At 59.8% G+C, this 23,679-nt stretch carries 15 protein-coding genes and 1 other RNA gene; 7 read left to right on the top strand and 9 right to left on the bottom strand.

All coding sequences use genetic code 11. From position 1 onward, the window contains the following. Window positions 1–52: 52 nt before the first annotated feature. Window positions 53–367, top strand: a complete 315-nt coding sequence (locus tag CKW16_RS13140) for a helix-turn-helix domain-containing protein (RefSeq protein WP_008146799.1) — start codon at window positions 53–55, stop codon at window positions 365–367. A 181-nt stretch (window positions 368–548) separates the two neighbouring features. On the opposite strand, the gene ffs is transcribed toward CKW16_RS13140, so the two are convergent. The 6 genes from ffs to CKW16_RS13170 all read right to left on the bottom strand — a co-directional run bounded on the left by ffs (window position 549) and on the right by CKW16_RS13170 (window position 10,014). Continuing rightward, an RNA gene (gene ffs / locus CKW16_RS13145) (signal recognition particle sRNA small type) lies at window positions 549–645 on the bottom strand. A gap of 289 nt (window positions 646–934) precedes the next feature. Beyond that, window positions 935–2,101, bottom strand: coding sequence for a putative zinc-binding metallopeptidase (locus CKW16_RS13150; protein ID WP_095128777.1), 1,167 nt, complete (start codon window positions 2,099–2,101; stop codon window positions 935–937). A 154-nt stretch (window positions 2,102–2,255) separates the two neighbouring features. Continuing rightward, window positions 2,256–4,613: an NAD-dependent DNA ligase LigA gene (gene ligA / locus CKW16_RS13155; protein WP_095128778.1), complete on the bottom strand. Its 2,358-nt coding sequence runs from the start codon at window positions 4,611–4,613 to the stop codon at window positions 2,256–2,258. A gap of 137 nt (window positions 4,614–4,750) precedes the next feature. Then, window positions 4,751–5,605: a cell division protein ZipA gene (gene zipA / locus CKW16_RS13160; RefSeq protein WP_095128779.1), complete on the bottom strand. Its 855-nt coding sequence runs from the start codon at window positions 5,603–5,605 to the stop codon at window positions 4,751–4,753. Between the two features lie 258 nt (window positions 5,606–5,863). Beyond that, complete coding sequence (gene smc, locus CKW16_RS13165) at window positions 5,864–9,352, bottom strand: chromosome segregation protein SMC (RefSeq protein ID WP_095128780.1); 3,489 nt, start codon at window positions 9,350–9,352, stop codon at window positions 5,864–5,866. Window positions 9,353–9,354: 2 nt separating this feature from the next. After that, on the bottom strand, window positions 9,355–10,014 hold the full coding sequence (locus CKW16_RS13170; RefSeq protein WP_046047881.1) for a GntR family transcriptional regulator: 660 nt from the start codon (window positions 10,012–10,014) through the stop codon (window positions 9,355–9,357). 267 nt (window positions 10,015–10,281) lie between these two features. Between CKW16_RS13170 and xdhA the strand changes: the two genes are divergently transcribed. The 4 genes from xdhA (at window position 10,282) to guaD (ending at window position 16,422) form a co-directional block, all read left to right on the top strand. Beyond that, entirely contained in the window at window positions 10,282–11,736 is a 1,455-nt protein-coding gene (gene xdhA, locus CKW16_RS13175) for a xanthine dehydrogenase small subunit (RefSeq protein WP_095128781.1), read from the top strand. Beyond that, window positions 11,729–14,128, top strand: a complete 2,400-nt coding sequence (xdhB, locus tag CKW16_RS13180) for a xanthine dehydrogenase molybdopterin binding subunit (protein WP_095128782.1) — start codon at window positions 11,729–11,731, stop codon at window positions 14,126–14,128. Before xdhA ends, xdhB begins: the two co-directional genes overlap by 8 nt. Window positions 14,129–14,263: 135 nt before the next feature. After that, window positions 14,264–15,109, top strand: coding sequence for a xanthine dehydrogenase accessory protein XdhC (xdhC, locus tag CKW16_RS13185; RefSeq protein WP_095128783.1), 846 nt, complete (start codon window positions 14,264–14,266; stop codon window positions 15,107–15,109). An 8-nt stretch (window positions 15,110–15,117) separates the two neighbouring features. Then, window positions 15,118–16,422 carry a guanine deaminase gene (gene guaD, locus CKW16_RS13190; RefSeq protein WP_095128784.1) on the top strand — a complete coding sequence of 435 codons (1,305 nt, stop codon included), beginning with the start codon at window positions 15,118–15,120 and terminating at the stop codon, window positions 16,420–16,422. 178 nt (window positions 16,423–16,600) lie between these two features. On the opposite strand, the gene CKW16_RS13195 is transcribed toward guaD, so the two are convergent. Then, window positions 16,601–17,365: a GntR family transcriptional regulator gene (locus tag CKW16_RS13195; protein WP_095128785.1), complete on the bottom strand. Its 765-nt coding sequence runs from the start codon at window positions 17,363–17,365 to the stop codon at window positions 16,601–16,603. A gap of 338 nt (window positions 17,366–17,703) precedes the next feature. Between CKW16_RS13195 and CKW16_RS13200 the strand changes: the two genes are divergently transcribed. Then, window positions 17,704–18,897: a benzoate/H(+) symporter BenE family transporter gene (locus CKW16_RS13200; protein ID WP_095128786.1), complete on the top strand. Its 1,194-nt coding sequence runs from the start codon at window positions 17,704–17,706 to the stop codon at window positions 18,895–18,897. Between the two features lie 113 nt (window positions 18,898–19,010). On the opposite strand, the gene CKW16_RS13205 is transcribed toward CKW16_RS13200, so the two are convergent. Beyond that, window positions 19,011–19,355 (bottom strand): YggL family protein, encoded by a 345-nt coding sequence (locus CKW16_RS13205; protein WP_007896965.1) that lies wholly within the window; start codon window positions 19,353–19,355, stop codon window positions 19,011–19,013. A 233-nt stretch (window positions 19,356–19,588) separates the two neighbouring features. On the opposite strand from CKW16_RS13205, the gene dacB reads away from it, so the two are divergent. After that, window positions 19,589–21,049, top strand: coding sequence for a D-alanyl-D-alanine carboxypeptidase/D-alanyl-D-alanine-endopeptidase (gene dacB, locus CKW16_RS13210; protein ID WP_095128787.1), 1,461 nt, complete (start codon window positions 19,589–19,591; stop codon window positions 21,047–21,049). A gap of 124 nt (window positions 21,050–21,173) precedes the next feature. Here dacB and CKW16_RS13215 read toward each other — a convergent pair whose 3' ends face one another. Further along, a complete protein-coding gene (locus CKW16_RS13215) occupies window positions 21,174–23,573 on the bottom strand; it encodes a diguanylate cyclase (protein WP_095128788.1) in 2,400 nt (799 codons plus the stop codon). Window positions 23,574–23,679 lie beyond the last annotated feature (106 nt).

The raw sequence follows: 23,679 nt of genomic DNA on the forward strand, positions 1-23,679 counted from the left end.
TCTAATGCAAAAATCTATCGTTAAGTTCTTGATTCTAAATGGGAATTAAGCGATGCAAATTTCAAGTTTGGGTGCGGCCATTCGGCGCTACCGCAAGGTCGCTGGGCTTACTCAGGCTGAACTCGGTGAAAAAACCGGTTTTGACCCCAAAACCATCAGCCGCTTCGAAACCGGCACCTACACCCCCAGCGTGGAAGCCTTGTTCCTGTTTGCCGATGTGCTGGGTGTGAAGCTGAAAGCCTTTTTCGCAGATTTAGGCGATGAAGATGAACAGCGGGCGTATCTGTTCGGTGTCATACATAAAGCCACCCCGAAGGATCTGGGAAAGCTGATTGCAGCGGTTGACCAGGCCTTGTCCAAGCCTTAGCGCCAGAAATAAAAAAGGAGGCCGAGCTGTCGCATTCGACAGTTCGGCCTCCTTTTATGTGTTCGCTCTGAAAACCGGAAACGAAAAAACACCGCCCTGGACAAGATCCATGGCAGAGCAACAAGAATGTATTTTTAGACAGATAACGCGAGAGAGGACTCGCGGTGCGTTATGGAGGCAACCCCACCAGCCACACCCCGGCACACAATGTTCCCGCTGTGGCTGCTTCCTTCCGGATCTGACCAGGTTCACGGGTAATCGTTGCGGGGGGACCGATGGGATCACCATAACGACGTTCACCTGACGGCGAACGGCGCCATTGTACCTATCTGAGACGAAGTTACAACCGTTCGATCCAGATTAAAAATATGAATCAGGTCAAGGACATGCACAGGGCGCGGAACACCACTGCCGGTAGCAGCTGTCGAGCCTGCGAGGCTGCGTTCGTCTGCGAAGCAGTCGTAAAATCAGACAGCGCGGTTTTTCAGGTAAATTTCACGAGTTTCGGATCGACGACTGCTTCGCAGCCGAACGCAGCCGAACGCAGCCTCGCAGGCTCGACAGCTGCTACAGGTCTTGCATCACCTCATCCGCCCGGCCGCCCTCTTGCTGGATCACCAGGTGGATGAAGTGCAGCTTGGCGATCACTGTCGGCGGCAGGACGAACGGATAGAAATCCGGCTGCCCCATGCTGCGTGACAGTTCATTCAGCATGCCGGCCAGTTCGATCCACGCATTGACGAACGACAGGAACGCCGCGCCGCCGGGATGCTGTGGATCGTAGAGGGTGCTTGGGGGAAACGGCTGATAGTCGAAGTCCATCTCCCTGGCACTCATCCCGAACCCCAACGCCGTATCTACCGCGTCCATCATGTGCAGGTAGTGAGCCCAGGTTTCGGCCCAATCCTCCCACGGATGCATGGTCGCGTAGGCGCTGACGTAATGTTGCTGCCAGTCGAGCGGCGCACCTTGCTGGTAATGCCGTTCGAGGGCGTCGGCATAGCTGGCGCGCTCGTCGCCGAACAGGCCGCGGAACGGTTCCAGCCAATGGCTGTTGGCGATCAGCCGATCCCAGTAGTAATGCCCGACTTCATGACGAAAATGCCCGAGCAGCGTGCGATAAGGTTCGTGCATCTGCACCCGAATCTGCTCGCGATGAGCGTCGTCGGCTTCTTTGATATCGAGGGTGATCAGCCCGTTGGCGTGACCAGTGGTCGGCGGCTTGCCTTCGAGGTCGACACCGATGAAATCGAAAGCCAGCCCCGTCTCTTCGTCCACGGTTTTGGGAATCACCTGCAAACCCAGGCTGACCAACTGTGCGACCAGACGCCGCTTGGCCGTTTCGACCTTGCGCCAGCGTTCGTGGTTTTCGGCAATCGACAGGTCGGGGATGGTGTGGTTCAGGCTACAGGCGATGCATAACGCATCATGGTCATTGGCGGGCAACAGCCAATTGCACGCGGCCGGGGAATCGAGGTTGGCGCAGCGGCGCCAGACGCCTGCTTCGAGATCGGCGTCGAGCAACCAGGTATCAGCCTGCACGCCGGGCTGCAGCGACGAAAGGCGACTCTCCTCCGGTTGATACCCCAACGCCGCCGAACAGGCCAGGCACTGGCTGTTGCGAAAAAACAGCGACTGCCCGCAGCGACACTGCCAGACCTTGCTGTTTCGCGAGCTTTCGCCGATGAAGGGCGCGGCGATGCGTGAGCTGAGCTGTTCGAAGAAGCGGTACATGACGATCTCTCCCTGAGGCTTGCCAAGACTAGATCATTCCCGCGCGAAGATCGTTCCCACGCTCTGCGTGGGAATGCCACCCCGGACGCTCCGCGTCCGCTGTGACGCGGAGCGTCACGGGATGCGTTACCACGCGGAGCGTGGGAACGATCGACTAAACAGAAATACCGTGCTTCGTCAGGAATTCGACAAACGCCTCTTCATCCAGAACCTTCAACCCCAGCTCATTGGCCTTCGCCAACTTGGAACCTGCTCCTGGCCCGGCGACCACACAATGGGTCTTCGCCGATACCGAGCCCGCCACCTTGGCACCGAGGCTTTCAAGTTTGTCCTTGGCGATGTCGCGGCTCATCAACTCCAGCGAACCGGTCAGCACCCAGGTCTGCCCAGCCAGCGGCAAGCCTTCAACGACTTTCTTCTCGCTCTGCCAATGCATGCCGAAATCACGCAGCTGTTTCTCGGCGGCTTCAGCAATCTGACGATGTTGCGCAACCGCAAAGAATTCCCGAACCGAAGCAGCCTGTTTTTCTGGCAGCGCCTGACGCATATCCAGCCAGTCGGCGTTGAAAACCCCTTCAAGCGAACCAAACTTGTCCGCCAGTTTCTGCGCCCCACCTGGCCCCACCGAGGGAATGTGCAGCTTGTCGAGGAAGCCACCCAACGTAGTGCTGGCGGAAAACTCGGCACCCAGCTCACCCTGATCCTGAATGTGCATGCCGTGCTTGAGCAGATCCTTGATCACCTGCTGGTTATGCGCATCTTCGAAGAAGCTGTGAATCTCGTGAGCCACTTCCAGACCAACGTCCGGCAAATACGTGAGCACTTGCGGCAACGCCTGCTGAACCCGCTCCAGCAAGCCGAGAGAACGCGCCAGCACCTTCGCCGTCTCTTCGCCGACATCGGGAATTCCGAGGGCGTAGATGAAGCGTGCCAGGCTCGGCTGCTTGCTGTCTTCGATGGCGCTGAGCAAGTTCTTGCTCGACAGTTCGGCAAAGCCTTCCAGATCGACGATTTGCTCGAACGTCAGGGCGTATAGATCGGCCGGCGAATTCACCAGTCCTTCATCCACTAACTGCTCGACGCTCTTCTCACCCAGGCCTTCTATGTCCATGGCACGACGGGAGACGAAGTGAATGATTGCCTGCTTGAGTTGCGCACCGCAGGCCAGACGACCGACGCAGCGGTACACCGCGCCTTCGCTGACGGTCTCGCGACCTTTGCTGCGCTTGACCAGTTGCGTGCGCTCGACATGCGAGCCGCAGACCGGGCACTTCTCGGGAATCTGTACGGGTCGTGCGTTGTCCGGGCGGCGCTCGATGACCACTTGCACCACCTGCGGAATCACATCGCCGGCGCGGCGGATGATCACCGTGTCGCCGATCATCAGGCCCAGACGCGCCACTTCGTCCATGTTGTGCAGCGTCGCATTGGCCACGGTCACGCCGGCCACCTTGACCGGTTTCAGGCGCGCCACGGGCGTCACCGCACCGGTACGACCGACCTGGAATTCCACGTCGAGCAATTCAGTGAGCTCTTCCATCGCCGGGAATTTGTGCGCGATCGCCCAGCGCGGTTCACGAGCACGGAAGCCCAGCTCACGCTGAGAGGCAATGCTGTTGACCTTGAACACCACGCCGTCGATTTCGTAGGGCAGCGAATTTCGGCGCTCACCGATGTCGCGGTAATAGTCCAGGCATTCAACGATGCCATGAGCCAGTTTCAACTCATGACTGATCGGCATGCCCCAAGCCTTGAGCTGCTGCAGATTGCCAATGTGCGTATCAGCAATATCGGCCGAAATCTGACCGATGCCATAGCAGCAGAACTCCAGCGGACGGTTGGCGGTGATCTTCGAATCGAGCTGACGCAAGCTGCCGGCCGCCGCGTTGCGCGGATTAGCGAAGGTCTTGCCGCCGACTTCCAGCTGAGTGGCGTTGAGGCGTTCGAAACCGGCCTTGGACATGAACACTTCGCCGCGTACTTCCAGGGTCGCTGGCCAGCCAGTGCCGTGCAACTTGAGCGGAATGTTGCGCACGGTACGAACGTTGACGCTGATGTCTTCGCCGGTGGTGCCGTCGCCGCGAGTCGCACCGCGCACCAGCACGCCGTCCTGATACAGCAAGCTGACCGCCAGGCCATCAAGCTTGGGTTCGCAGCTGTATTCCACCGCCGCGCCGCCGCCGAACAAGTCGCCAACCGGCAGGTCGAGACCTTCCGTTACCCGGCGATCGAACTCACGCATATCGGTTTCTTCGAAGGCGTTGCCGAGGCTGAGCATCGGTACTTCGTGACGCACCTGAGTGAACGCCGACAGCGCCGCGCTGCCGACACGCTGGGTCGGCGAGTCGCTGGTGATCAGTTCGGGATGGGCCGCTTCGAGGGCCTTGAGCTCGTGGAACAACCGATCGTATTCCGCGTCCGGAATGCTCGGCTCGTCCAGCACGTGGTAGCGATAGTTGTGCTGATCCAGCTCAGCACGCAGCTCTAGAATGCGGTTTTTGGCGGCGGTCATGGGTGTTCTCTCATAAAGCAAAAGAGCAGCCGAGGCTGCTCTATCTGTTGATGCGGCTAAAGCTCATTGTAGGAGCTGAGCTTGCTCGCGATGGCGATCCTGAGAACGCTATCGCCGGCAAGCCGTGCTCCTACAGATCAACGCTTCTGGGTCAAGGCGCGACGTTCGAATTCAACGATGCGCTGACGGTAGTGCTCGATCGTCTGGGCAGTCAGTACGCTGCGCTGGTCGTCTTTCAGTTCGCCGTTCAGCTCCTGGGACAGTTTGCGCGCTGCGGCCACCATCACGTCGAAGGCTTGCTTCGGATGACGTGGGCCTGGCAGACCGAGGAAGAAGCTCACCGCCGGTGTGCTGAAGTGGTCGATATCGTCCAGATCGAAAACGCCCGGCTTGACCGCATTGGCCATCGAGAACAGGACTTCGCCGTTGCCGGCCATGCTTTCGTGGCGGTGGAAAATGTCCATCTCGCCGAAACGCAGACCGCTTTCCAGAATGTTCTGCAGAAGCGCCGGGCCTTTGAAGCCAGCAGCGTCGCGGCAGATCACGCTGATCACCAGCACTTCTTCGGCCTGCGGTTGTTCCTTGTCGCTGGCCGAACTCGAAGCCTTGGTGTCATCCGGGAAATCGTCGTCACGGCTGCTGAAACTCGGGCCGCCGTCCAGATCCAGACTGAGGTTCATGTCGCCTTGCGAAGGCTCGCCATGGCTACGCTTGCCGCGCTTGGAACCCGACTCACGCGGCTCACGAGCAGGCATGCTCACGGACGGCAGATCGTGCTCGTCCAGTTGCGGTTCCTTATGCGTGTCCAGCACGCGGGGCGGGCCCAACAGCTCGGCGCTGGTGTCCTCGTCCGGCAAGTTGGACAAACTTCGGTCGAGACGGAATTTCAGTTTCCCCTTGCCGCCGCGCATGCGACGCCAGCCATCGAAAAGAATACCGGCAATGACAATAATGCCGATGACGATCAGCCACTCGCGCAGACCGATTTCCATGTAATCCCGTGCCTCTATAAAAAATGCTGAAAAATAAGGGGTTTACAACTCGCAAACCGCTTTAAAACGTGGCGCCAACTCTATGTTCTGACAGGCGTTTTGCCCACGTATACGAAAAATTGACATTAAACTAGCACGACCAAAGGCAACTTTACACCGTCTGTCACAACGGCTTGCGCGAATATGTCGATTGGCCAGCAAGTCAGGGCAGGTAAATAAGTCCTACAACTCAAAAATACCTCTCCTACAAGCGCCGACTCAGGCATCCACCATCGCCATCGCCTCCTCGACATCCACCGCTACCAGACGCGAACAACCCGGCTCGTGCATCGTCACCCCCATCAGTTGCTCGGCCATTTCCATAGCGATCTTGTTGTGGGTGATATAGATGAACTGCACCGTCTGCGACATCTCCTTGACCAGTCGTGCGTAGCGTCCAACGTTAGCGTCATCCAATGGCGCGTCAACTTCATCGAGCATGCAAAACGGCGCCGGATTCAACTTGAAGATGGCAAAAACCAGAGCCAGGGCCGTCAGGGCTTTTTCGCCACCGGAGAGCAAATGGATGGTGCTGTTCTTCTTTCCTGGCGGCTGCGCCATGATCGTTACCCCTGTATCGAGTAGATCTTCGCCCGTCAGTTCCAAATAGGCGCGTCCTCCACCGAAAACTTTTGGGAAAAGGGCCTGTAAACCGCCATTGATCTGATCAAAGGTATCTTTGAAGCGGTTTCGGGTTTCCTTGTCGATCTTGCGAATCACGTTTTCGAGCGTATCCAGCGCCTCGACCAGATCGTCGTTCTGCGCATCCAGATAACGTTTACGCTCGGATTGTTGCTGGTATTCGTCGATGGCCGCCAGGTTGATCGCACCGAGGCGCTGAATCCGCGCGGCAATGCGTTCGAGCTCTTCTTCGGCGTCCTTTTCATTGGCTTCAGCCGTCAGCGTGGCGAGCACGCCATGCAGATCGTAGCCGTCTTCGAGCAACTGATCTTCGAGAGTCTTGCGGCGCACGGTCAGGGCTTGCCATTCCATGCGCTGGGTTTCCATCTGGCCGCGAATCAATTGCGATTGCTGCTCAGCCTGACTGCGACGTTTTTCCGCGTCGCGCAGTTCACGGTCGGCGTCTTCCAGAGCGATCTGCGCAGTCTTGAGTTCTTCGTCGACGGTCATGCGTTTGTCGAGCAGTTCTTCAAGTTTCAACCGCAGTTCTTCCAGCGGCGCCTCGCCCTCCTCCAGATTGAGGCTGAGCTGTTCGCGCTTCTCGGTCAGGCGCTCGGATTGCATTTCCAGACGTTCCAGCGCCTGACGCGTCGAGTCGTGTTGTGCCTTGAGCGAACCCAGACGCACTGCCAGTTGATGGGCGTGATCCTTGTGCTGCCGGGCTTCCTGCCGCACCCGATCAAGTCGCTCGCGCAAGCTGTCGCGCTGGGCCAGCAGCAACTCGCGCTGCTCGGTGTCCAGCGCCATGCTGTCGAGGGCTTCCTGCAATTGCAGGCGTGCTTCGCCGATATTTTCGTGTTCCAGAGCGCGTTGCTCAGCCAGCTCGGTGAGTTCTTCGTCCAGTCGTGTACGGCGCAAGGTCAGTTGTTCGGCCTTGGCTTTGCCGGCGGACAACTGGGCTTTCAACTCACCTTGCTGACGGGCTTCGTCTTGCAGCAGACGGCGCAGATGTTCGCGACCGTTTTCCTGCTGACGCTGTTGCGCCCTGAGATTCTGAAGTTGGGTTTCCAGGGTTTCGACCGTGGCTTCGCGCTCTTCGCGCTCAAGGCCCAGACGCTGGATTTCCTGGCCGCGGGCAAGCACACCGCTTTCCGCTTCGCTGGCCCGGCGCACGCGCAAAAAGTGTCGACCGACCCAGTAACCGTCGCGGCTGATCAGGCTCTGGCCGGCGGTCAATTGATTGCGCAGGGCCAACGCCTGTTCGAGGCTGTCGACCGGTTTAACCTGCCCCAACCATGGCGCCAGATCGATCTGCGCTTCAACTTTATCGAGCAAGCTGCCGGGCACCCGCACGCCATCAGTGGCGGGGCTGAGCAAACGCAAATCGCCCTGGGCAAAACCGGCCAGATCGAAGTCACTAAAGTCATCCACCAGCACCGCTTGCAGGTCGGCACCAAGCACGGTTTCCACCGCCAGCTCCCAACCGGCTTCGACTTTCAGGCCTTCGGCCAATCGCGGACGGTCAGCCAAATGTTGTTCGCGCAGCCATTCAGCGGTGCCGGTGCCCGGATCGAGCGCGGCTTGCTGCAAGGCTTCAAGGGAGGCGAGGCGACCGTTCAGACGCTGCAAATCGCCCTGAGCCTGTTGCTGATTTTGCAGCGCTAATTGCAATTCCTGACGCAGTTGCTCGAGGCGTTCGACCTGGGCTTCTTCACTGGCCTGCAAATCTTCCAGCGTCGCTTCACTCGCGGCCAATTGCTCGCTGAGTTCCATGATCGCCGCGTCTTCCGGGTCTGCCGAGAGCAACGCGCGCTCTTCGCCAAGACGCTTTTGACGATCGGCCAGGCGCTCCATGCTGGTTTCCAGCTGCTGGATCCGCGACTGCTGAACTTCGGATTGGCGACGCGGCTCGGCGGCCGTCAGGTTGAAAGTGTCCCACTGCTCTTGCCAGGCGTGCATGGTAGTTTCGGATTCTTCCAGCGCGGCGGCGGCCTCTTCGGCGGCGGCGCTGGTGACTTCCTGTTCGGGGGTGAGCATGTCCAGCTCTTCGCCTAGCGTCAGCAGCAACGTGCGGTCGTGGCCCAGGTGAGATTCGGTTTCCAGACGCGCGCGCTCGGCTTCTTTCAGGTCGTCCTGCAATTGGCGCAAACGCTGCTGACCGTGCTGGATGCTCTGCTCGACCCGGGCGATGTCGCCGCCGACCGAATAGAAGCGCCCCTGCACCAGATTGAAGCGTTCGGACAGGTCGTGGTGCCCGTCCCGGAAGCGCTCGATAGCCGCATCGGCATTACGTTGCTCGGCCACCAGCGCTTCGAAGGTGACTTCCTGATTGCCGATGATCGCTTCGCGCTGACCGACCTGTTCATTCAACGCCTGCCAGCGCAGGGCCGACAGTTGGGCCTTGAGCTGACGCTCCTCGCCCTTGTATTCCTGATACTTCTTGGCAGCCTCGGCCTGGCGGTACAAGCGTTCAAGCTGACGCTCGAGCTCTTCGCGCAGGTCGGTCAGGCGAGCCAGGTTTTCGTGGGTGCGGCGGATGCGGTTTTCAGTCTCGCGCCGGCGCTCCTTGTACTTGGAGATGCCTGCCGCTTCTTCAATGAAGTTGCGCAAGTCTTCCGGCTTGGACTCGATCAGCTTGGAGATCATCCCCTGCTCGATAATCGAGTAGCTGCGCGGGCCGAGGCCGGTGCCGAGGAAAATATCCGTGATATCGCGACGACGGCATTTGGTGCCGTTGAGGTAGTAAGTGGTCTGGCTGTCGCGGGTCACTTTGCGGCGAATGGAAATTTCCGCGTAGGCCGCGTATTCGCCGAGCAGGGTGCCGTCGGAGTTATCGAACACCAGCTCGATGCTCGCCTGGCTCACCGGTTTACGGCTGGTCGAGCCGTTGAAGATGACGTCCGTCATCGACTCGCCGCGCAAGTTCTTGGCCGAGCTCTCGCCCATCACCCAACGCACGGCGTCGATGATGTTCGACTTGCCGCAACCATTGGGCCCGACCACCGCCGCCATATTACTGGGGAAGTTCACCGTGGTCGGGTCGACGAAGGATTTGAACCCCGCCAGCTTGATGCACTTTAGCCGCACGCTTAAGCGTCCGTCAGGGCGGAGACCACCAGATCACTGCTGCGCTGGGCATACGCCGTCAGCACAATGCGGATCTGCGGAAAATCACGGGCCAGCACGGCGGCGAGCAAGCGTTCGAACAACTCCAGGAACTCGCTCATCGAGGCCTTGCGCTGTTCCAGGGCGAGGAAATACGCGCGGCTCATCGCCGGCTGCAGATTCTCGACGGTTTCCTGCAAGTACGGGTTGTTGGCGAACGGATACGCGGCGCGCATCACACTGAAGCTGTCGTCGACAAAGGTGCGAATGTCCTGGCGCTCGTAGCTGGCGGTCAGACGCTGCTGGATTTGCACGAACGGCGCCATGTCGGCCTGGACTTGCCAGCCGCTGGCCACTGCATTGCCCAGCAGGATGTAAAGCTCGCTCATCAGCGTGCACAGGCTCTGGACCTTGTGAACCGTGAGCTCGGTCACGTGGGCGCCACGTCGCGGCAGGATCGCGATCAGGTGGCGGCGCTCGAGGATCAGCAAGGCTTCACGGACCGAACCGCGGCTGACATTGAGGGCCAGCGTGACCTTCTGTTCCTGGATGCGCTCCCCGGGCTTCATTTCGCCACGAATGATGCGTTCGGCGAGGTGGTGAGCAATTTGCTCGGCGAGGCTGTCCGGCGCCTTGAACGTCATGGTTGTCCCTTCAAACTCTTCGATCTGCACAAGCGGCGCAGTGTAACGCACATGAAGGGTCATGGCGGAGTGCCCACTCAGCGGTTTTTGGCACGATTCAAGCAAAAAGCAGGCTATCCCGTGAGGGTCAATAATAAAGGAACGAGTCGTTGATCGACAAAATGCTATTTCCTGACCTTTAAGTCAGAAAATCATTGACCACAAAGTCAGACCTGATAAATTCGGTTCAAGTCGGTTAACAACAATAATGAGTCTGCGAGGCCTTCCGTGATCCAGTTTTTACTTAACCAGGAACTCCGTAGCGAGCACGCCCTGGACCCAAACCTGACCGTGCTCAATTATCTGCGCGACCATGTGGGCAAACCCGGCACCAAAGAAGGCTGCGCCAGCGGTGACTGCGGCGCGTGCACCGTGGTCGTCGGCGAGCTGCAAACGGATGACGATGGCCGCGAACACATTCGCTATCGCAGCCTCAACTCGTGCCTGACGTTCGTCTCGTCTCTGCACGGCAAACAATTGATCAGCGTTGAAGACCTCAAGCACCAAGGCGAGCTGCACAGCGTGCAGAAAGCCATGGTCGAGTGCCACGGCTCGCAATGCGGCTTCTGCACACCGGGCTTCGTGATGTCGCTGTTCGCGCTGCAAAAGAACAGCGATCAACCGGATGCTCATAAAGCCCACGAAGCGCTGGCCGGCAACCTTTGCCGCTGCACTGGCTATCGGCCGATTCTGGCTGCCGCCGAACAATCCTGCTGCGGCAAGCAAACGGACCAGTTCGATGCGCGTGAGGCCGACACCATCTCTCGCCTCAAAGCCATCGCCCCTACCGATATTGGCGAACTCAACAGTGGCGACAAGCGCTGCCTGGTGCCGCTGACCGTCGCCGATCTGGCTGACCTCTATGACGCTTATCCACAGGCTCGGCTGCTGGCTGGCGGCACGGATCTGGCGCTGGAAGTCACGCAGTTCCACCGCACCCTGCCGGTGATGATTTACGTCGGCAATGTCGCCGAGATGAAGCGCATCGAGCGTTTTGACGATCGCCTGGAAATCGGCGCCGCCACCGCCCTCTCCGATTGCTATGAGGCCTTGAAAGCCGAGTACCCGGACTTCGGCGAATTGCTGCAGCGCTTCGCTTCGTTGCAGATCCGCAACCAGGGCACCCTCGGCGGCAACATCGGCAACGCATCGCCGATCGGTGACTCCCCGCCCCTGTTGATTGCACTCGGCGCGCAGATTGTCCTGTGCAAAGGCGAAGTCCGCCGCACGATGGCGCTGGAAGACTACTTCATCGATTACCGGGTCACCGCGCGCCAGGAAAGCGAGTTCATCGAAAAGATCATCGTGCCGCGTGCCAGCGCCGAACAACTGTTCCGCGCCTACAAAGTATCGAAACGTCTGGACGATGACATTTCCGCCGTCTGCGCCGCGTTCAACCTGCGCATCGACAACGGCGTGATCGCCGACGCCCGCGTCGCCTTCGGCGGCATGGCTGCTACACCAAAACGTGCCAAGGCTTGCGAAGCCGTATTGCTCGGCGCCACCTGGAACAACGACACCGTCGAACGCGCCTGCGCCGCACTGGCCGAAGATTTCACGCCGCTCTCGGACTTCCGTGCCAGCAAGGAATACCGCCTGCTCAGCGCGCAAAACCTGCTGCGTAAATACTTCATCGAACTGCAAACACCGCACATCGAGACTCGGGTGACCGCTTATGTCTAATCATCACGCTGTAGAGAAGACCCAAGCCGAACTGGCTGAACTGTTCGCCAAGGACCTGACCACCGGTGTCGGCCGCAGCGTCAAGCACGACAGCGCCACCAAGCACGTGTCCGGTGAAGCGCAGTACATCGACGACCGGCTGGAATTTCCGAACCAGTTGCATGTTTACGCACGCCTGTCGGACCGCGCTCACGCGAAAATCATCAGCATCGACACCAAACCTTGTTACGCCTTCGAAGGCGTGCGCATCGCCATCACCCACAAAGACGTGCCGGGCCTGAAAGACATCGGGCCGCTGCTGCCGGGCGATCCGCTGCTGGCCATCGATGACGTGCAATTCGTCGGTCAACCGGTGCTTGCCGTCGCCGCAAAAGATTTGGAAACCGCGCGCAAAGCCGCCATGGCCGCGATCATCGAATACGAAGATCTGGAGCCGGTGCTGGACGTGGTTGAAGCCCTGCGCAAACGCCACTTTGTGCTCGACAGCCACACGCATCAGCGCGGTGATTCGGCTGGTGCTTTGGCGACTGCCGAGCATCGTATCCAGGGCACGCTGCACATTGGTGGTCAGGAACACTTCTACCTCGAAACCCAGATCTCTTCGGTGATGCCAACCGAAGACGGCGGCATGATCGTCTACTGCTCGACGCAGAACCCCACCGAAGTACAGAAGCTTGTAGCCGAAGTGCTGGACGTATCGATGAACAAGATCGTCGTCGACATGCGCCGCATGGGCGGTGGTTTCGGCGGCAAGGAAACCCAAGCGGCAAGCCCGGCGTGCCTGTGCGCAGTGATCGCGCACCTCACCGGCCAGCCGACCAAAATGCGCCTGCCGCGCGTCGAAGACATGCTGATGACCGGCAAGCGTCACCCGTTCTATGTCGAGTACGACGTCGGCTTCGACAGCACCGGCCGGCTGCACGGTATTGCCCTGGAACTGGCCGGCAACTGCGGTTGCTCGCCGGACCTGTCGGCGTCGATTGTCGACCGTGCGATGTTCCACGCCGACAACTCGTACTACCTGGGTGACGCGACCATCAACGGTCATCGCTGCAAGACCAACACCGCGTCGAACACCGCTTACCGTGGCTTCGGCGGCCCGCAAGGGATGGTTGCCATCGAAGAAGTGATGGACGCCATCGCCCGGCATCTGGCCCTCGATCCGCTGGCGGTGCGCAAGGCCAACTACTACGGCAAGACCGAGCGCAACGTCACCCATTACTACCAGACCGTCGAGCACAACATGCTCGAGGAAATGACCGCCGAACTCGAAGAAAGCAGCCAGTACGCCGAGCGCCGCGAAGCGATCCGTCGCTACAACGCCAACAGCCCGATCCTGAAAAAAGGCCTGGCGCTGACCCCGGTGAAATTCGGTATTTCCTTCACCGCCAGCTTCCTCAACCAGGCCGGTGCGCTGATCCACGTTTACACCGACGGCAGCATCCACCTGAACCATGGCGGCACCGAAATGGGCCAGGGCCTGAACACCAAAGTCGCGCAGGTCGTGGCCGAAGTGTTCCAGGTGGAAATGGACCGCGTGCAGATCACCGCAACCAATACCGACAAGGTCCCGAACACCTCACCGACCGCGGCTTCCAGTGGTGCCGACCTGAACGGTAAAGCCGCGCAGAACGCGGCGGAAATCATCAAGAAACGTTTGGTGGAATTTGCCGCGCGGCAGTACAAGGTCAGCGAAGAAGACGTGGAGTTCCACAACGGTCACGTGCGGGTTCGCGATCACATCCTGACCTTCGAAGCGTTGATCCAGCAGGCGTATTTCGCTCAGGTGTCGCTGTCGAGCACCGGGTTCTACAAGACCCCGAAAATCTTCTACGACCGTAGCCAGGCGCGTGGTCGGCCGTTCTACTACTACGCCTTCGGCGCAGCGTGCTGCGAGGTGATCATCGACACCCTGACCGGCGAGTACAAAATGCTGCGTACCGACATCCTCCACGATGTCGGCGACTCATTGAACCCGGCGATCGACATCGGTCAGGTCGAGGGTGGTTTCATTCAGGGCATGGGCTGGCTGACCATGGAAGAACTGGTGTGGAACAACAAAGGCAAACTGATGACCAACGGCCCGGCCAGCTACAAGATCCCAGCCGTGGCAGACATGCCGTTGGACCTGCGGGTGAAGCTGGTGGAAAACCGCAAGAACCCGGAAGACACGGTGTTCCATTCCAAGGCCGTGGGCGAGCCGCCGTTCATGCTGGGTATCGCTGCGTGGTGTGCGATCAAGGACGCCGTTGCCAGCCTGGGCGACTACAAGCATCAACCGAAAATCGATGCGCCGGCGACCCCGGAGCGGGTGTTGTGGGGCTGCGAGCAGATGCGCCAGTTGAAGGTGGCGAAGGCTGTTGAAACCGAAGTTGAGTTGGCTTCGCTCTGATACCGAGGCGCGGCCATCGCGGGCAAGCCTTGCTCCTACAGGATTGATAGTGATCGCACGATCGACGCAAACCTGTAGGAGCAAAGCTTGCTAGCGATGAGGCCCGAACAGACAACAGAGATGTTGAGGTGAAACATGTACAACTGGATCGACGCCCTCGCCGACCTGCAATCCCAGGGTGAACCCTGCGTGTTGGTGACCATCATCGAAGAGCTCGGCTCGACGCCGCGTAACGCCGGCTCGAAGATGGTCATCAGCGCCACCCAGACCTTCGACACCATCGGTGGCGGGCATCTGGAATACAAGGCCATGCAGATCGGCCGCGAGATGCTGGCCAGCGGTAAGCAGGACACGCACCTGGAGCGCTTCAGCCTCGGCGCCAGCCTGGGTCAGTGCTGCGGCGGCGTGACCGTGTTGCTGTTCGAACCGATGGGCCAGGTCCAGGCGCAGATTGCTGTGTTCGGTGCCGGCCACGTTGGCCGGGCGCTGGTGCCGCTGCTCGCCAGCCTGCCCTGCCGGGTGCGCTGGATCGACTCGCGGGATGCGGAGTTCCCTGAACTGATCCCCCACGGCGTACGCAAAATTGTCGCCGAAGAACCGGTGGACGAAATCGACGACCTGCCCGCCGGCAGCTACTGCATCGTCATGACGCACAACCACCAGCTCGACCTCGAACTCACCGCCGCGATCCTCAAGCGCAACGACTTCGCCTACTTCGGCCTGATCGGTTCGAAGACCAAACGGGTGAAGTTCGAACACCGCCTGCGGGACCGTGGTTTCGACAGCGCCGTGCTGCAACGCATGCGCTGCCCGATGGGCATCGGCGAAGTCAAAGGCAAGTTGCCTGTGGAAATCGCCATCTCCATCGCCGGCGAAATCATCGCCACCTATAACGCCAATTTCGGCCAGCACACCGCCAGCGCCGGATCATCGATCGCCAAACTGCTGCCTGCTTCACGCCGCAGCCAAGCCACGAATTGAGAATTTTTATGCCTCTGACTCGCAAAGCCTACCGCGCCGCCATTCTGCACAGCATCGCTGATCCTGCCGAAGTCGGTATTGAAGCCTCTTATGAATATTTCGAAGATGGCCTGCTGGTGGTTGATAACGGCCAGATCAGCGCCCTTGGTCACGCCAGCGACTTGCTGCCGACCCTGCCGGCTGACATCGAGATCACCCATTATCAGGACGCGCTGATCACCCCGGGCTTCATCGACACCCACATTCACTTGCCGCAAACCGGCATGGTCGGCGCCTACGGCGAACAACTGCTGGACTGGCTCAACACCTACACCTTCCCATGCGAAAGCCAGTTCGCCGACAAGGCTCACGCTGACGAAGTCGCGGGAATTTTCATCAAGGAACTGCTGCGCAACGGCACCACCACCGCGCTGGTCTTCGGTAGCGTGCACCCGCAATCGGTGAACTCGTTCTTCGAGGCCGCCGAACAGCTGGACCTGCGGATGATCGCCGGCAAGGTGATGATGGACCGCAACGCGCCGGACTACCTGACCGACACCGCCGAATCCAGCTATGTCGAAAGCAAGGCACTGATCGAACGCTGGCACGGCAAGGGCCGTTTGCACTACGCGGTCACCCCGCGCTTCGCCCCGACCAGCACCCCGGAACAGCTGACCCTCGCGGGTCAGTTGCTCAGCGAATTCCCTGACCTGTACATGCAGACTCACATCAGCGAAAACCTCAAGGAAGTCGAGTGGGTCAAGGAGCTGTTCCCGGAGCGCAAGGGCTACCTGGACGTCTACGACCACTACAAACTGCTCGGCGAGCGCTCGGTATTCGCCCACGGCGTGCACCTGTGCGATGACGAGTGCGCGCGACTGGCGGAAACCGGCTCGGCGATCGCCTTCTGCCCGACGTCGAACTTCTTCCTCGGCAGCGGCCTGTTCAACCTGCCGATGGCCGAGAAGCACAAATTGAATGTCGGCCTCGGTACGGACGTCGGTGGCGGCACCAGTTTCTCGCTGCTGCAAACCTTGAACGAAGCCTACAAGGTCATGCAGATGCAAGGCGCACGGTTGAGCCCGTTCAAATCGCTGTACCTGGCCACCCTCGGTGGTGCGCGTGCGCTGCGTCTGGAAGACAAGATCGGCACCCTGCAACCGGGCACTGATGCGGACTTCCTGGTGCTGGACTACAACGCCACGCCGCTGCTCAGCTATCGCTTGAAGCAGGCCAATAACATTGCCGAAACGTTGTTTGTGTTGATGACGCTTGGGGATGACCGGACGGTGTTGCAGACGTATGCGGCGGGGAATCAGGTGCATCAGCGTTAAGATCTTTGCGCGCTGATCGTTCCCATGCTCTGCGTGGGAATGCCTCTAGGGACGCTCCGCGTCCAGTGACGCGGAGCGTCACGGGCTGCATTCCCACGCAGAGCGTGGGAACGATCTGATACTCAAAAAAAATCCCCCGCAACCGGAAGGCTGCGGGGGATTTTTTATCATCGGTACTTCAGAGCTTCGCGACTGGCCGCCCTGGCTTCTTGGTCTGCAACAAATGCGAGAACACCGCATGCAAATCATCCGACGCACTTTCTTCGTCGAGGTTGAGTTTGCTGTCGATGTGATCCATGTGATGCATCATCAGGTCCACCGCCAGCTCAGCGTTGCGCGCTTCGATGGCGTCGATCAGCTGGGTGTGCTCGTCGTAGGAACAGTGGGAGCGATTGCCGCTTTCATACTGGGCAATGATCAACGACGTCTGGGACACCAGGCTGCGCTGGAAGCTGATCAGCGGAGCATTTTTCGCCGCTTCGGCCAACTTCAAGTGGAATTCGCCCGACAGACGAATACCGGCGCCACGATCGCCACGGGAGAAGCTGTCGCGCTCGTCGTTGACCATCTGGCGCAAGTCGGCAATCTCCTCGGCTGTGGCGTGCTGCACCGCCAATTCAGTGATCGCTCGCTCCACCAGACGCCGGGCCATGAACACCTGGCGAGCCTCTTCGACACTTGGACTGGCGACGACAGCGCCACGATTCGGACGCAGCAGCACGACGCCTTCATGGGCCAGGCGCGAGAGCGCGCGGCGAATGATGGTGCGACTGACCCCGAAAATTTCCCCCAGCGCTTCTTCGCTCAACTTGGTGCCGGGCGCCAGACGCTGTTCGAGGATGGCCTCGAAGATATGCGCGTAGACAATATCGTCCTGGGTACCGCTGCGGCCGGCTTTGCCTGCTCGCGGTTGTTTCTTTAGGGGTTGCAACTGTTCGTTCATGAGCACTCGAGTCGGAAGAACTGCGGCGAATTGACCGTGACTGTAATACGGCACAGTGGGTCGCTGGCAAGTATCGCGTAAAAAACACCGCGATTGTACACAATGGAGGGTGGCAACACGACTGTACGGCTGTTTGTCACTTCCGCTGTATTGCAACGACTGGTTACTTTTGAGTTTAGGCTTGAACGCAGAATCCGCAGCCCGAACACGATCCCTGTAGGAGCCGAGCTTGCTCGCGATGGCGGAGGGTCAGTCAACATTAATGTTGAATGTTAAATCGCCATCGCGAGCAAGCTCGGCTCCTACAAGGGACCACCAGAACAAGGAACACCGCTGTCATGAACGACATCACGCACACGCAGCTCCGCCCTTTGGCCGATACGTCGCCTTCTGCGATCGTCGCCGGCTTCATCGCGATGATGACCGGTTACACCAGCTCGCTGGTCCTGATGTTCCAGGCCGGGCAAGCGGCGGGCCTGACCAGCGGGCAGATTTCGTCGTGGATCTGGGCGATCTCGATTGGCATGGCGGTGTGCTCGATCGGCCTGTCTTTGCGTTATCGCACACCGATCACCATTGCCTGGTCGACCCCCGGCGCGGCGTTGCTGATTACCAGCCTGGGCGGCGTGACCTACGGAGAAGCCATCGGCGCCTACATTACTTGCGCGATCCTGGTAACCATTTGTGGTTTGACCGGCAGCTTCGAACGGCTGGTGAAAAAGATTCCGGCGTCATTGGCCGCCGCCCTGCTGGCGGGGATTCTGTTCAAGATCGGCAGCGAAATCTTCGTCGCCGCGCAGCATCGCACCGCGCTGGTATTGGGCATGTTCTTCACTTATCTGGTGGTCAAACGCCTGTCGCCGCGTTATGCGGTACTCGCCGCGCTGTTGATCGGCACGGCACTGTCGGGATTCATGGGCCTGTTGGATTTCAGCGGTTTCCACCTGGAAGTAGCGACGCCGGTCTGGACCACACCGCACTTCTCCCTCGCCGCGACCATCAGCATCGGCATCCCGCTGTTCGTGGTGGCCATGACCTCGCAGAACATGCCCGGCATTGCCGTGCTGCGCGCCGACGGTTACACCGTGCCGGCCTCGCCACTGATCACCACCACCGGCATCGCTTCGTTGCTGCTGGCGCCGTTCGGTTCCCACGGGATCAACCTGGCGGCCATCAGCGCGGCGATTTGCACCGGGCCGCATGCCCATGAGGATCGCAACAAGCGCTACACGGCGGCCGTCTGGTGCGGGATTTTCTACGGGATCGCCGGGGTGTTCGGCGCGACGCTGGCGGCGCTGTTTGCCGCGCTGCCGAAAGAGCTGGTGCTGTCGATTGCGGCACTGGCGCTGTTCGGCTCGATCATCAATGGCTTGAGCATTGCGATGAGCCAGGTGAAGGAACGTGAGGCAGCACTGATTACCTTTATGGTCACGGCGTCGGGGCTGACGCTGTTTTCCATCGGTTCGGCGTTCTGGGGGATTGTGGCGGGGGTTCTAACGATGGTGATTCTGAACTGGCGCAAGGCCCTGTAGGAGCAAGGCTTGCCCGCGATGGCGATCTCAGGCGCGCCATCACGGGCAAGCCATGCTCCTACAAAAGCAGGCAAAAAAAAACGGCGACCCTTGGGTCGCCGTTTTTTACAACATCAAGCTACCGGATTGATCGGCTTTTCCGGGTACCAGACGTCGATCAGCGGGCTGACGGTTGCTTCAGTCAGTTCGCTGCGGCCTTTGAGCCAGGCTTCAACAGCGGCACGCTGCTCTTCGGACACCGAGCCACGCTTCTGCAGGCAAACCAGACCGAAGTCGTCGCCGCCAACATAGCCCAGACCGTTGGCTTCCATGGCTTCTTTCAGGAACGCGTCGAGGAAAGCATCAATGGCTTCATCAGCCAAATCTTCTTTGAAATCCAGGTTCAGTTCGAAACCCAGCTCTTGAAATTCATCGACGCACAGTTTTTTGCGCAGACGCTGGGAACGGTTAGTCGCCATTGGAACAATCCTCATAAGTAATAACGGGCGGCACTTTAGCAGTTTAAGGCGCCGATTGCCCGTCTCTCTGGGTTGCAAGCCCTACCGTCGGTAAAAAATAGCGGATTAGAAGGCCAGGGCACGGCACAAGCTGCTACACCTTGGGGCATAATGCCGACACTTTCATGACCACTGAGGGAATTTATCTTCATGCCCTCGTTTTTTTCCCCCTCGGCTGTAGGGTTTTATTTCACATGATCAAATCTTTGCGTCCATTGTTACTGGCCGGTTTTCTGCTCCCGCTGGCCTTCTCTGTTTCCGCCGCCCCGATCAACACCGCGCTGTCGCCCAATGTTGAAAAAGCCCTCAAGGCCAGCAAGATGCAGGACAACGCCCTGTCGCTGGTGATGATCCCGCTCAACGGCCCTGGCACCCCGACCATTTTCAACGCTGACGTCTCCGTCAACCCGGCCTCGACCATGAAACTGGTCACCACGTACGCTGCGCTGGAAATGCTCGGCCCGAACCACCAGTGGAAAACCGAGTTTTACACCGACGGCACGCTCAGCGGCGGCATCCTCAACGGTAACCTCTACCTCAAAGGTGGCGGCGATCCGAAGCTGAACATGGAAAAACTCTGGTTGCTGATGCGTGACCTGCGCGCCAACGGTGTGACGCAAATCACTGGCGACCTGGTGCTGGACCGCAATTTCTTCGTACAGCCGCAATTGCCGCAGTTCAACGACGACGGCAATGACGATAACAAGCCGTTCCTGGTCAAACCTGACGCGCTGATGGTCAACCTCAAGGCCCTGCGTTTTGTGGCGCGTAACGACAACGGCCGAGTGCTGGTGTCGGTGGAACCGCCGATTGCCACCATTCGCATCGAAAACCAGGTCAAAGCCGTCAACTCCAAGCAATGCACCGGTGGCGTGCGGTACAACCCGGTGACCCAGGCCGATGGCAGCGTGACCGTGACGGTCGGCGGCCAGTTGGGCGAGGGTTGCAGCTCCCAGACTTACCTGTCGCTGCTCGACCACGCGACCTACACCGCGGGCGCTGTGCGGGCAATCTGGAAGGAACTGGGCGGCAGCATTCAGGGCGTGGACCGTTTGGCGCCAACACCTAAAAATGCCAAGGTCCTGGCTCGGGCCTTCTCGCCGGACCTGGCGGAAATCATCCGCGACATCAATAAATACAGTAACAACACCATGGCCCAGCAGCTGTTCCTGAGCCTGGGCGCGCAGTTCCGCACCGAGGCCGACGGTGACGATGCCAAGGCTGCACAGCGTGTCGTGCGTCAGTGGCTGGCGAAGAAAGGCATCACCGCGCCGCATCTGGTGATGGAAAACGGCTCCGGTCTGTCCCGTGCGGAACGGGTGAGTGCGCGTGAAATGGCCGGCATGCTGCAAGCGGCCTGGAAAAGCCCGTATTCGGCCGAGTTCATCAGCTCGATGCCGATTGCCGGCACCGACGGCACCATGCGCAAACGCCTGAAGACCACTGCAATGCGCGGTGAAGCCCACGTCAAGACCGGCACCCTGAATACGGTTCGGGCGATTGCCGGTTTCAGCCGCGACATCAACGGCAACACTTGGGCGGTGGTGGCGATCCTCAACGACAAGGCACCGTTTGGTGCTTCGTCGGTGCTGGATCAGGTGCTGCTGGACCTGTATCGCCAGCCAAAACTGCCGGAAACGGCTTCGGTGCTCTAACCCCCAACCTGATCGTTCCCACGCTCCGCGTGGGAATGCAGCCCGTGACGCTCCGCGTCACTGGACGCAGAGCGTCCCTAGAGGCATTCCCACGCAGAGCGTGGGAACGATCAGGCTGCCAGCTCTAGTTCATCTCTCCTTCTACCCGATCCCGACCGGCCTGTTTCGCCGCATACACCCCCGAATCCGCCCGCAGCAGCAGCGCATCCGCGCCCTCCCCGACTCGCCAACTGGCAATCCCGAAACTGGCGGTCACTGTCCCGACGCCTTCGATCGGCGAACTGCGCAACCCTTGCCAAAGCTGCAAGGCCAGGACATGGGCATGCTCGCCGTTGATGTCCGGGCAAAGCACCATGAACTCCTCGCCACCCAGGCGACAGAACACGTCGGTGCGTCGCAGCCGATGGCCGATGCGTTCGCACACGATCTGCAACACCCGATCGCCGACAGCGTGGCCATGCTGGTCATTGATGCGTTTGAAGTGGTCGATATCGAGCATGATCACCGACAGTTCGCCGCCACCGCGTTCGACCCGGACCATTTCGGTGGTCAGGCGTTCCTGGAAATAGCGGCGGTTGTGGATCCCGGTCAAAGAATCGGTGATCGATAGCGCCCGCAGTTCTTCTTCCACCCGTTTCAAGTCGGAGATGTCCGAGACATAGCCGTGCCAGAGCACGCCGCCACCGGGCAATTCCTCCGGCGTCGCCTCGCCACGAACCCAGCGCAGGCCGCGCAGGGGCAACTGCACGCGGTATTCCTCGCGCCAAGGGCTGAGGGTGTCCGCCGACGCCCGGATCGAAGCGCGGACCCGGGTGGTGTCCTGCGGATGAATCCGCGTGAAAATCGCTTCGGCGTTGAACAACAGCACATCCGGTTCAAGTTCGTAGATCTCGCGAATACCGTCGCTGGCGTAGATCACGCTGAAGCGCCCATCGAACTCCATCTTGAATTGGTAGATCCCGCCGGGCACATGGGCGCTGAGTTTCTTCAACAACAGGTCCCGTGCCGCCAGGGCCTCGTGGACCCGCTTGCGTTCAGTGATGTCGATACAGATCGCCAGGTGCCCGACCCACAAGCCTTGCTCGTCGAGGACCGGGGTCGCCAGCATGTTCACCGTCAAATGGCTGCCGTCGCTACGCAACAGCGTCCATTCCCGCGCTTCGTGACCGCCCTCCTCGCCGCCCTCGACCAACATCGCCTGGCAGGTCGGAATCGGTTTGCCATAACGCGCGCTCAACTCCGCCGAACGTGCGAGGAGTTCCCGGGGCAGGTGCAGGTTTTCCAGGGTCATGTGGCCCACCACCTCGGTGCTGGTGTAGCCAAGCATTTGCTCGGCACCGGCATTAAAGGTTTGGATAACCCCGCGCAGGTCAGTGGCGATGATTGCCACTTGGGTCGCGGCATTCAGCACGCCGCGCAACTGGCCATGGGTGCCGCGCAACTCCTGCTCGCGGGCGCGCAGTTCCTGGGTTCGTTGCTCGACCATTTTCAGCGCCCGTTGACGCTGACTGACCAGCACATAGAGCAAGGCACTGAGCAACAGACTGAGCAAACTGCCCAGCACCACCAGGGTGGTCACCGAAGAGTGATTGGCTCGCAGGAAGGCATCGCTGGGCTGAATGTCGACTTGATAGTTATGGTCGGCAAGCCGTAGCAGCCGGGTCGCGGCCAACTCACTGGGGGCTGAGGTGTTGGGGGACTCATAAAGCACTTCGTGCTGATCGTCTGTGGATAAGTCGAGGATGCGCACCGAAAGATAGTCACGGCCCGCCTCCGGCAGCCCGTCCGCCAGCAACTGATGCATGCTGATCACAGCCATGACATAACCGTACGGTTTCACCCCCGCCGTAGCCGGACTATTGCGCAGCAACACCGGTGCGACCAGCAGCACGCCACGGGCATAGGCCGGTTCGATACTGACCAGATGCATCGGCTGCGATACCGCCATGCCGCCGTGCTGATCGGCCCGTTCAAGGGTGGCACGGCGCAAGGGTTGAGCCCACAAGTCGTAGCCCAGCGGCGAACCCAGTTTGCTTTGGGTCTGGCTATACAGCACCGCCACATACTCATCCCGTTCGGCCGCCAGTTGCAGTTGGCCGTCGGCATTGAGTTCGCGCAGGGTGAACTCGGGTAAACCCTCTGTACGCACCTGGCGTTCAAATTCTGCTCGTTCGACACCGGTTACCCGCTTGGCGAAGGAATAGGCCTGAGTCCGGTGCAGCAGCGGTTGGGTGTAACCGTCGAACTCCGCGCGGGAGACCGAATCGGAATTGGCAAAGAACCGGCGCAGGCCATCGAGGCGCTGCTCCTGATCTTCGAAGCGTTCTTCGATACGGCTGTAACGTTCACTGGCCAGCAGTTGGAAACGTTGCCGCAATTGATGGTGAAACAGATTCAGCGTCGACCACGCCAGCAATCCCGTGAGAATCCCGCCGACAACCAATACCAGCAATGCGACCAGCCAGGCCGAGACATCTTCACTGATAAAACCCAGGATCTTCGGGCGCACGGCGTGCAACGACATAGACGCAACTCAAAACGCCAGGTGCGGGAAAGCCCATTGGCCATGCGTTGAGTTATAGCTATTAGCCATCAATTTGACCAGCACAGAAAGAAGCCAAGAGCCTTTA

The organism is Pseudomonas sp. Irchel s3h14, assembly GCF_900187425.1.
In the GTDB taxonomy this organism is placed as follows: Bacteria; Pseudomonadota; Gammaproteobacteria; order Pseudomonadales; family Pseudomonadaceae; genus Aquipseudomonas.

What these genes read in the sequence shown, in the direction of transcription:
- ligA (WP_095128778.1), bottom strand. Translation starts at nt 4,613, where the DNA reads ATGACCGCCGCCAAAAACCGCATTCTAGAGCTGCGTGCTGAGCTGGAT.
- dacB (WP_095128787.1), top strand. Translation starts at nt 19,589, where the DNA reads ATGATCAAATCTTTGCGTCCATTGTTACTGGCCGGTTTTCTGCTCCCG.
- xdhB (WP_095128782.1), top strand. Translation starts at nt 11,729, where the DNA reads ATGTCTAATCATCACGCTGTAGAGAAGACCCAAGCCGAACTGGCTGAA.
- CKW16_RS13215 (WP_095128788.1), bottom strand. Translation starts at nt 23,573, where the DNA reads ATGTCGTTGCACGCCGTGCGCCCGAAGATCCTGGGTTTTATCAGTGAA.
- zipA (WP_095128779.1), bottom strand. Translation starts at nt 5,605, where the DNA reads ATGGAAATCGGTCTGCGCGAGTGGCTGATCGTCATCGGCATTATTGTC.
- CKW16_RS13170 (WP_046047881.1), bottom strand. Translation starts at nt 10,014, where the DNA reads ATGACGTTCAAGGCGCCGGACAGCCTCGCCGAGCAAATTGCTCACCAC.
- CKW16_RS13200 (WP_095128786.1), top strand. Translation starts at nt 17,704, where the DNA reads ATGAACGACATCACGCACACGCAGCTCCGCCCTTTGGCCGATACGTCG.
- CKW16_RS13140 (WP_008146799.1), top strand. Translation starts at nt 53, where the DNA reads ATGCAAATTTCAAGTTTGGGTGCGGCCATTCGGCGCTACCGCAAGGTC.
- CKW16_RS13205 (WP_007896965.1), bottom strand. Translation starts at nt 19,355, where the DNA reads ATGGCGACTAACCGTTCCCAGCGTCTGCGCAAAAAACTGTGCGTCGAT.
- guaD (WP_095128784.1), top strand. Translation starts at nt 15,118, where the DNA reads ATGCCTCTGACTCGCAAAGCCTACCGCGCCGCCATTCTGCACAGCATC.
- CKW16_RS13195 (WP_095128785.1), bottom strand. Translation starts at nt 17,365, where the DNA reads ATGAACGAACAGTTGCAACCCCTAAAGAAACAACCGCGAGCAGGCAAA.
- CKW16_RS13150 (WP_095128777.1), bottom strand. Translation starts at nt 2,101, where the DNA reads ATGTACCGCTTCTTCGAACAGCTCAGCTCACGCATCGCCGCGCCCTTC.
- xdhC (WP_095128783.1), top strand. Translation starts at nt 14,264, where the DNA reads ATGTACAACTGGATCGACGCCCTCGCCGACCTGCAATCCCAGGGTGAA.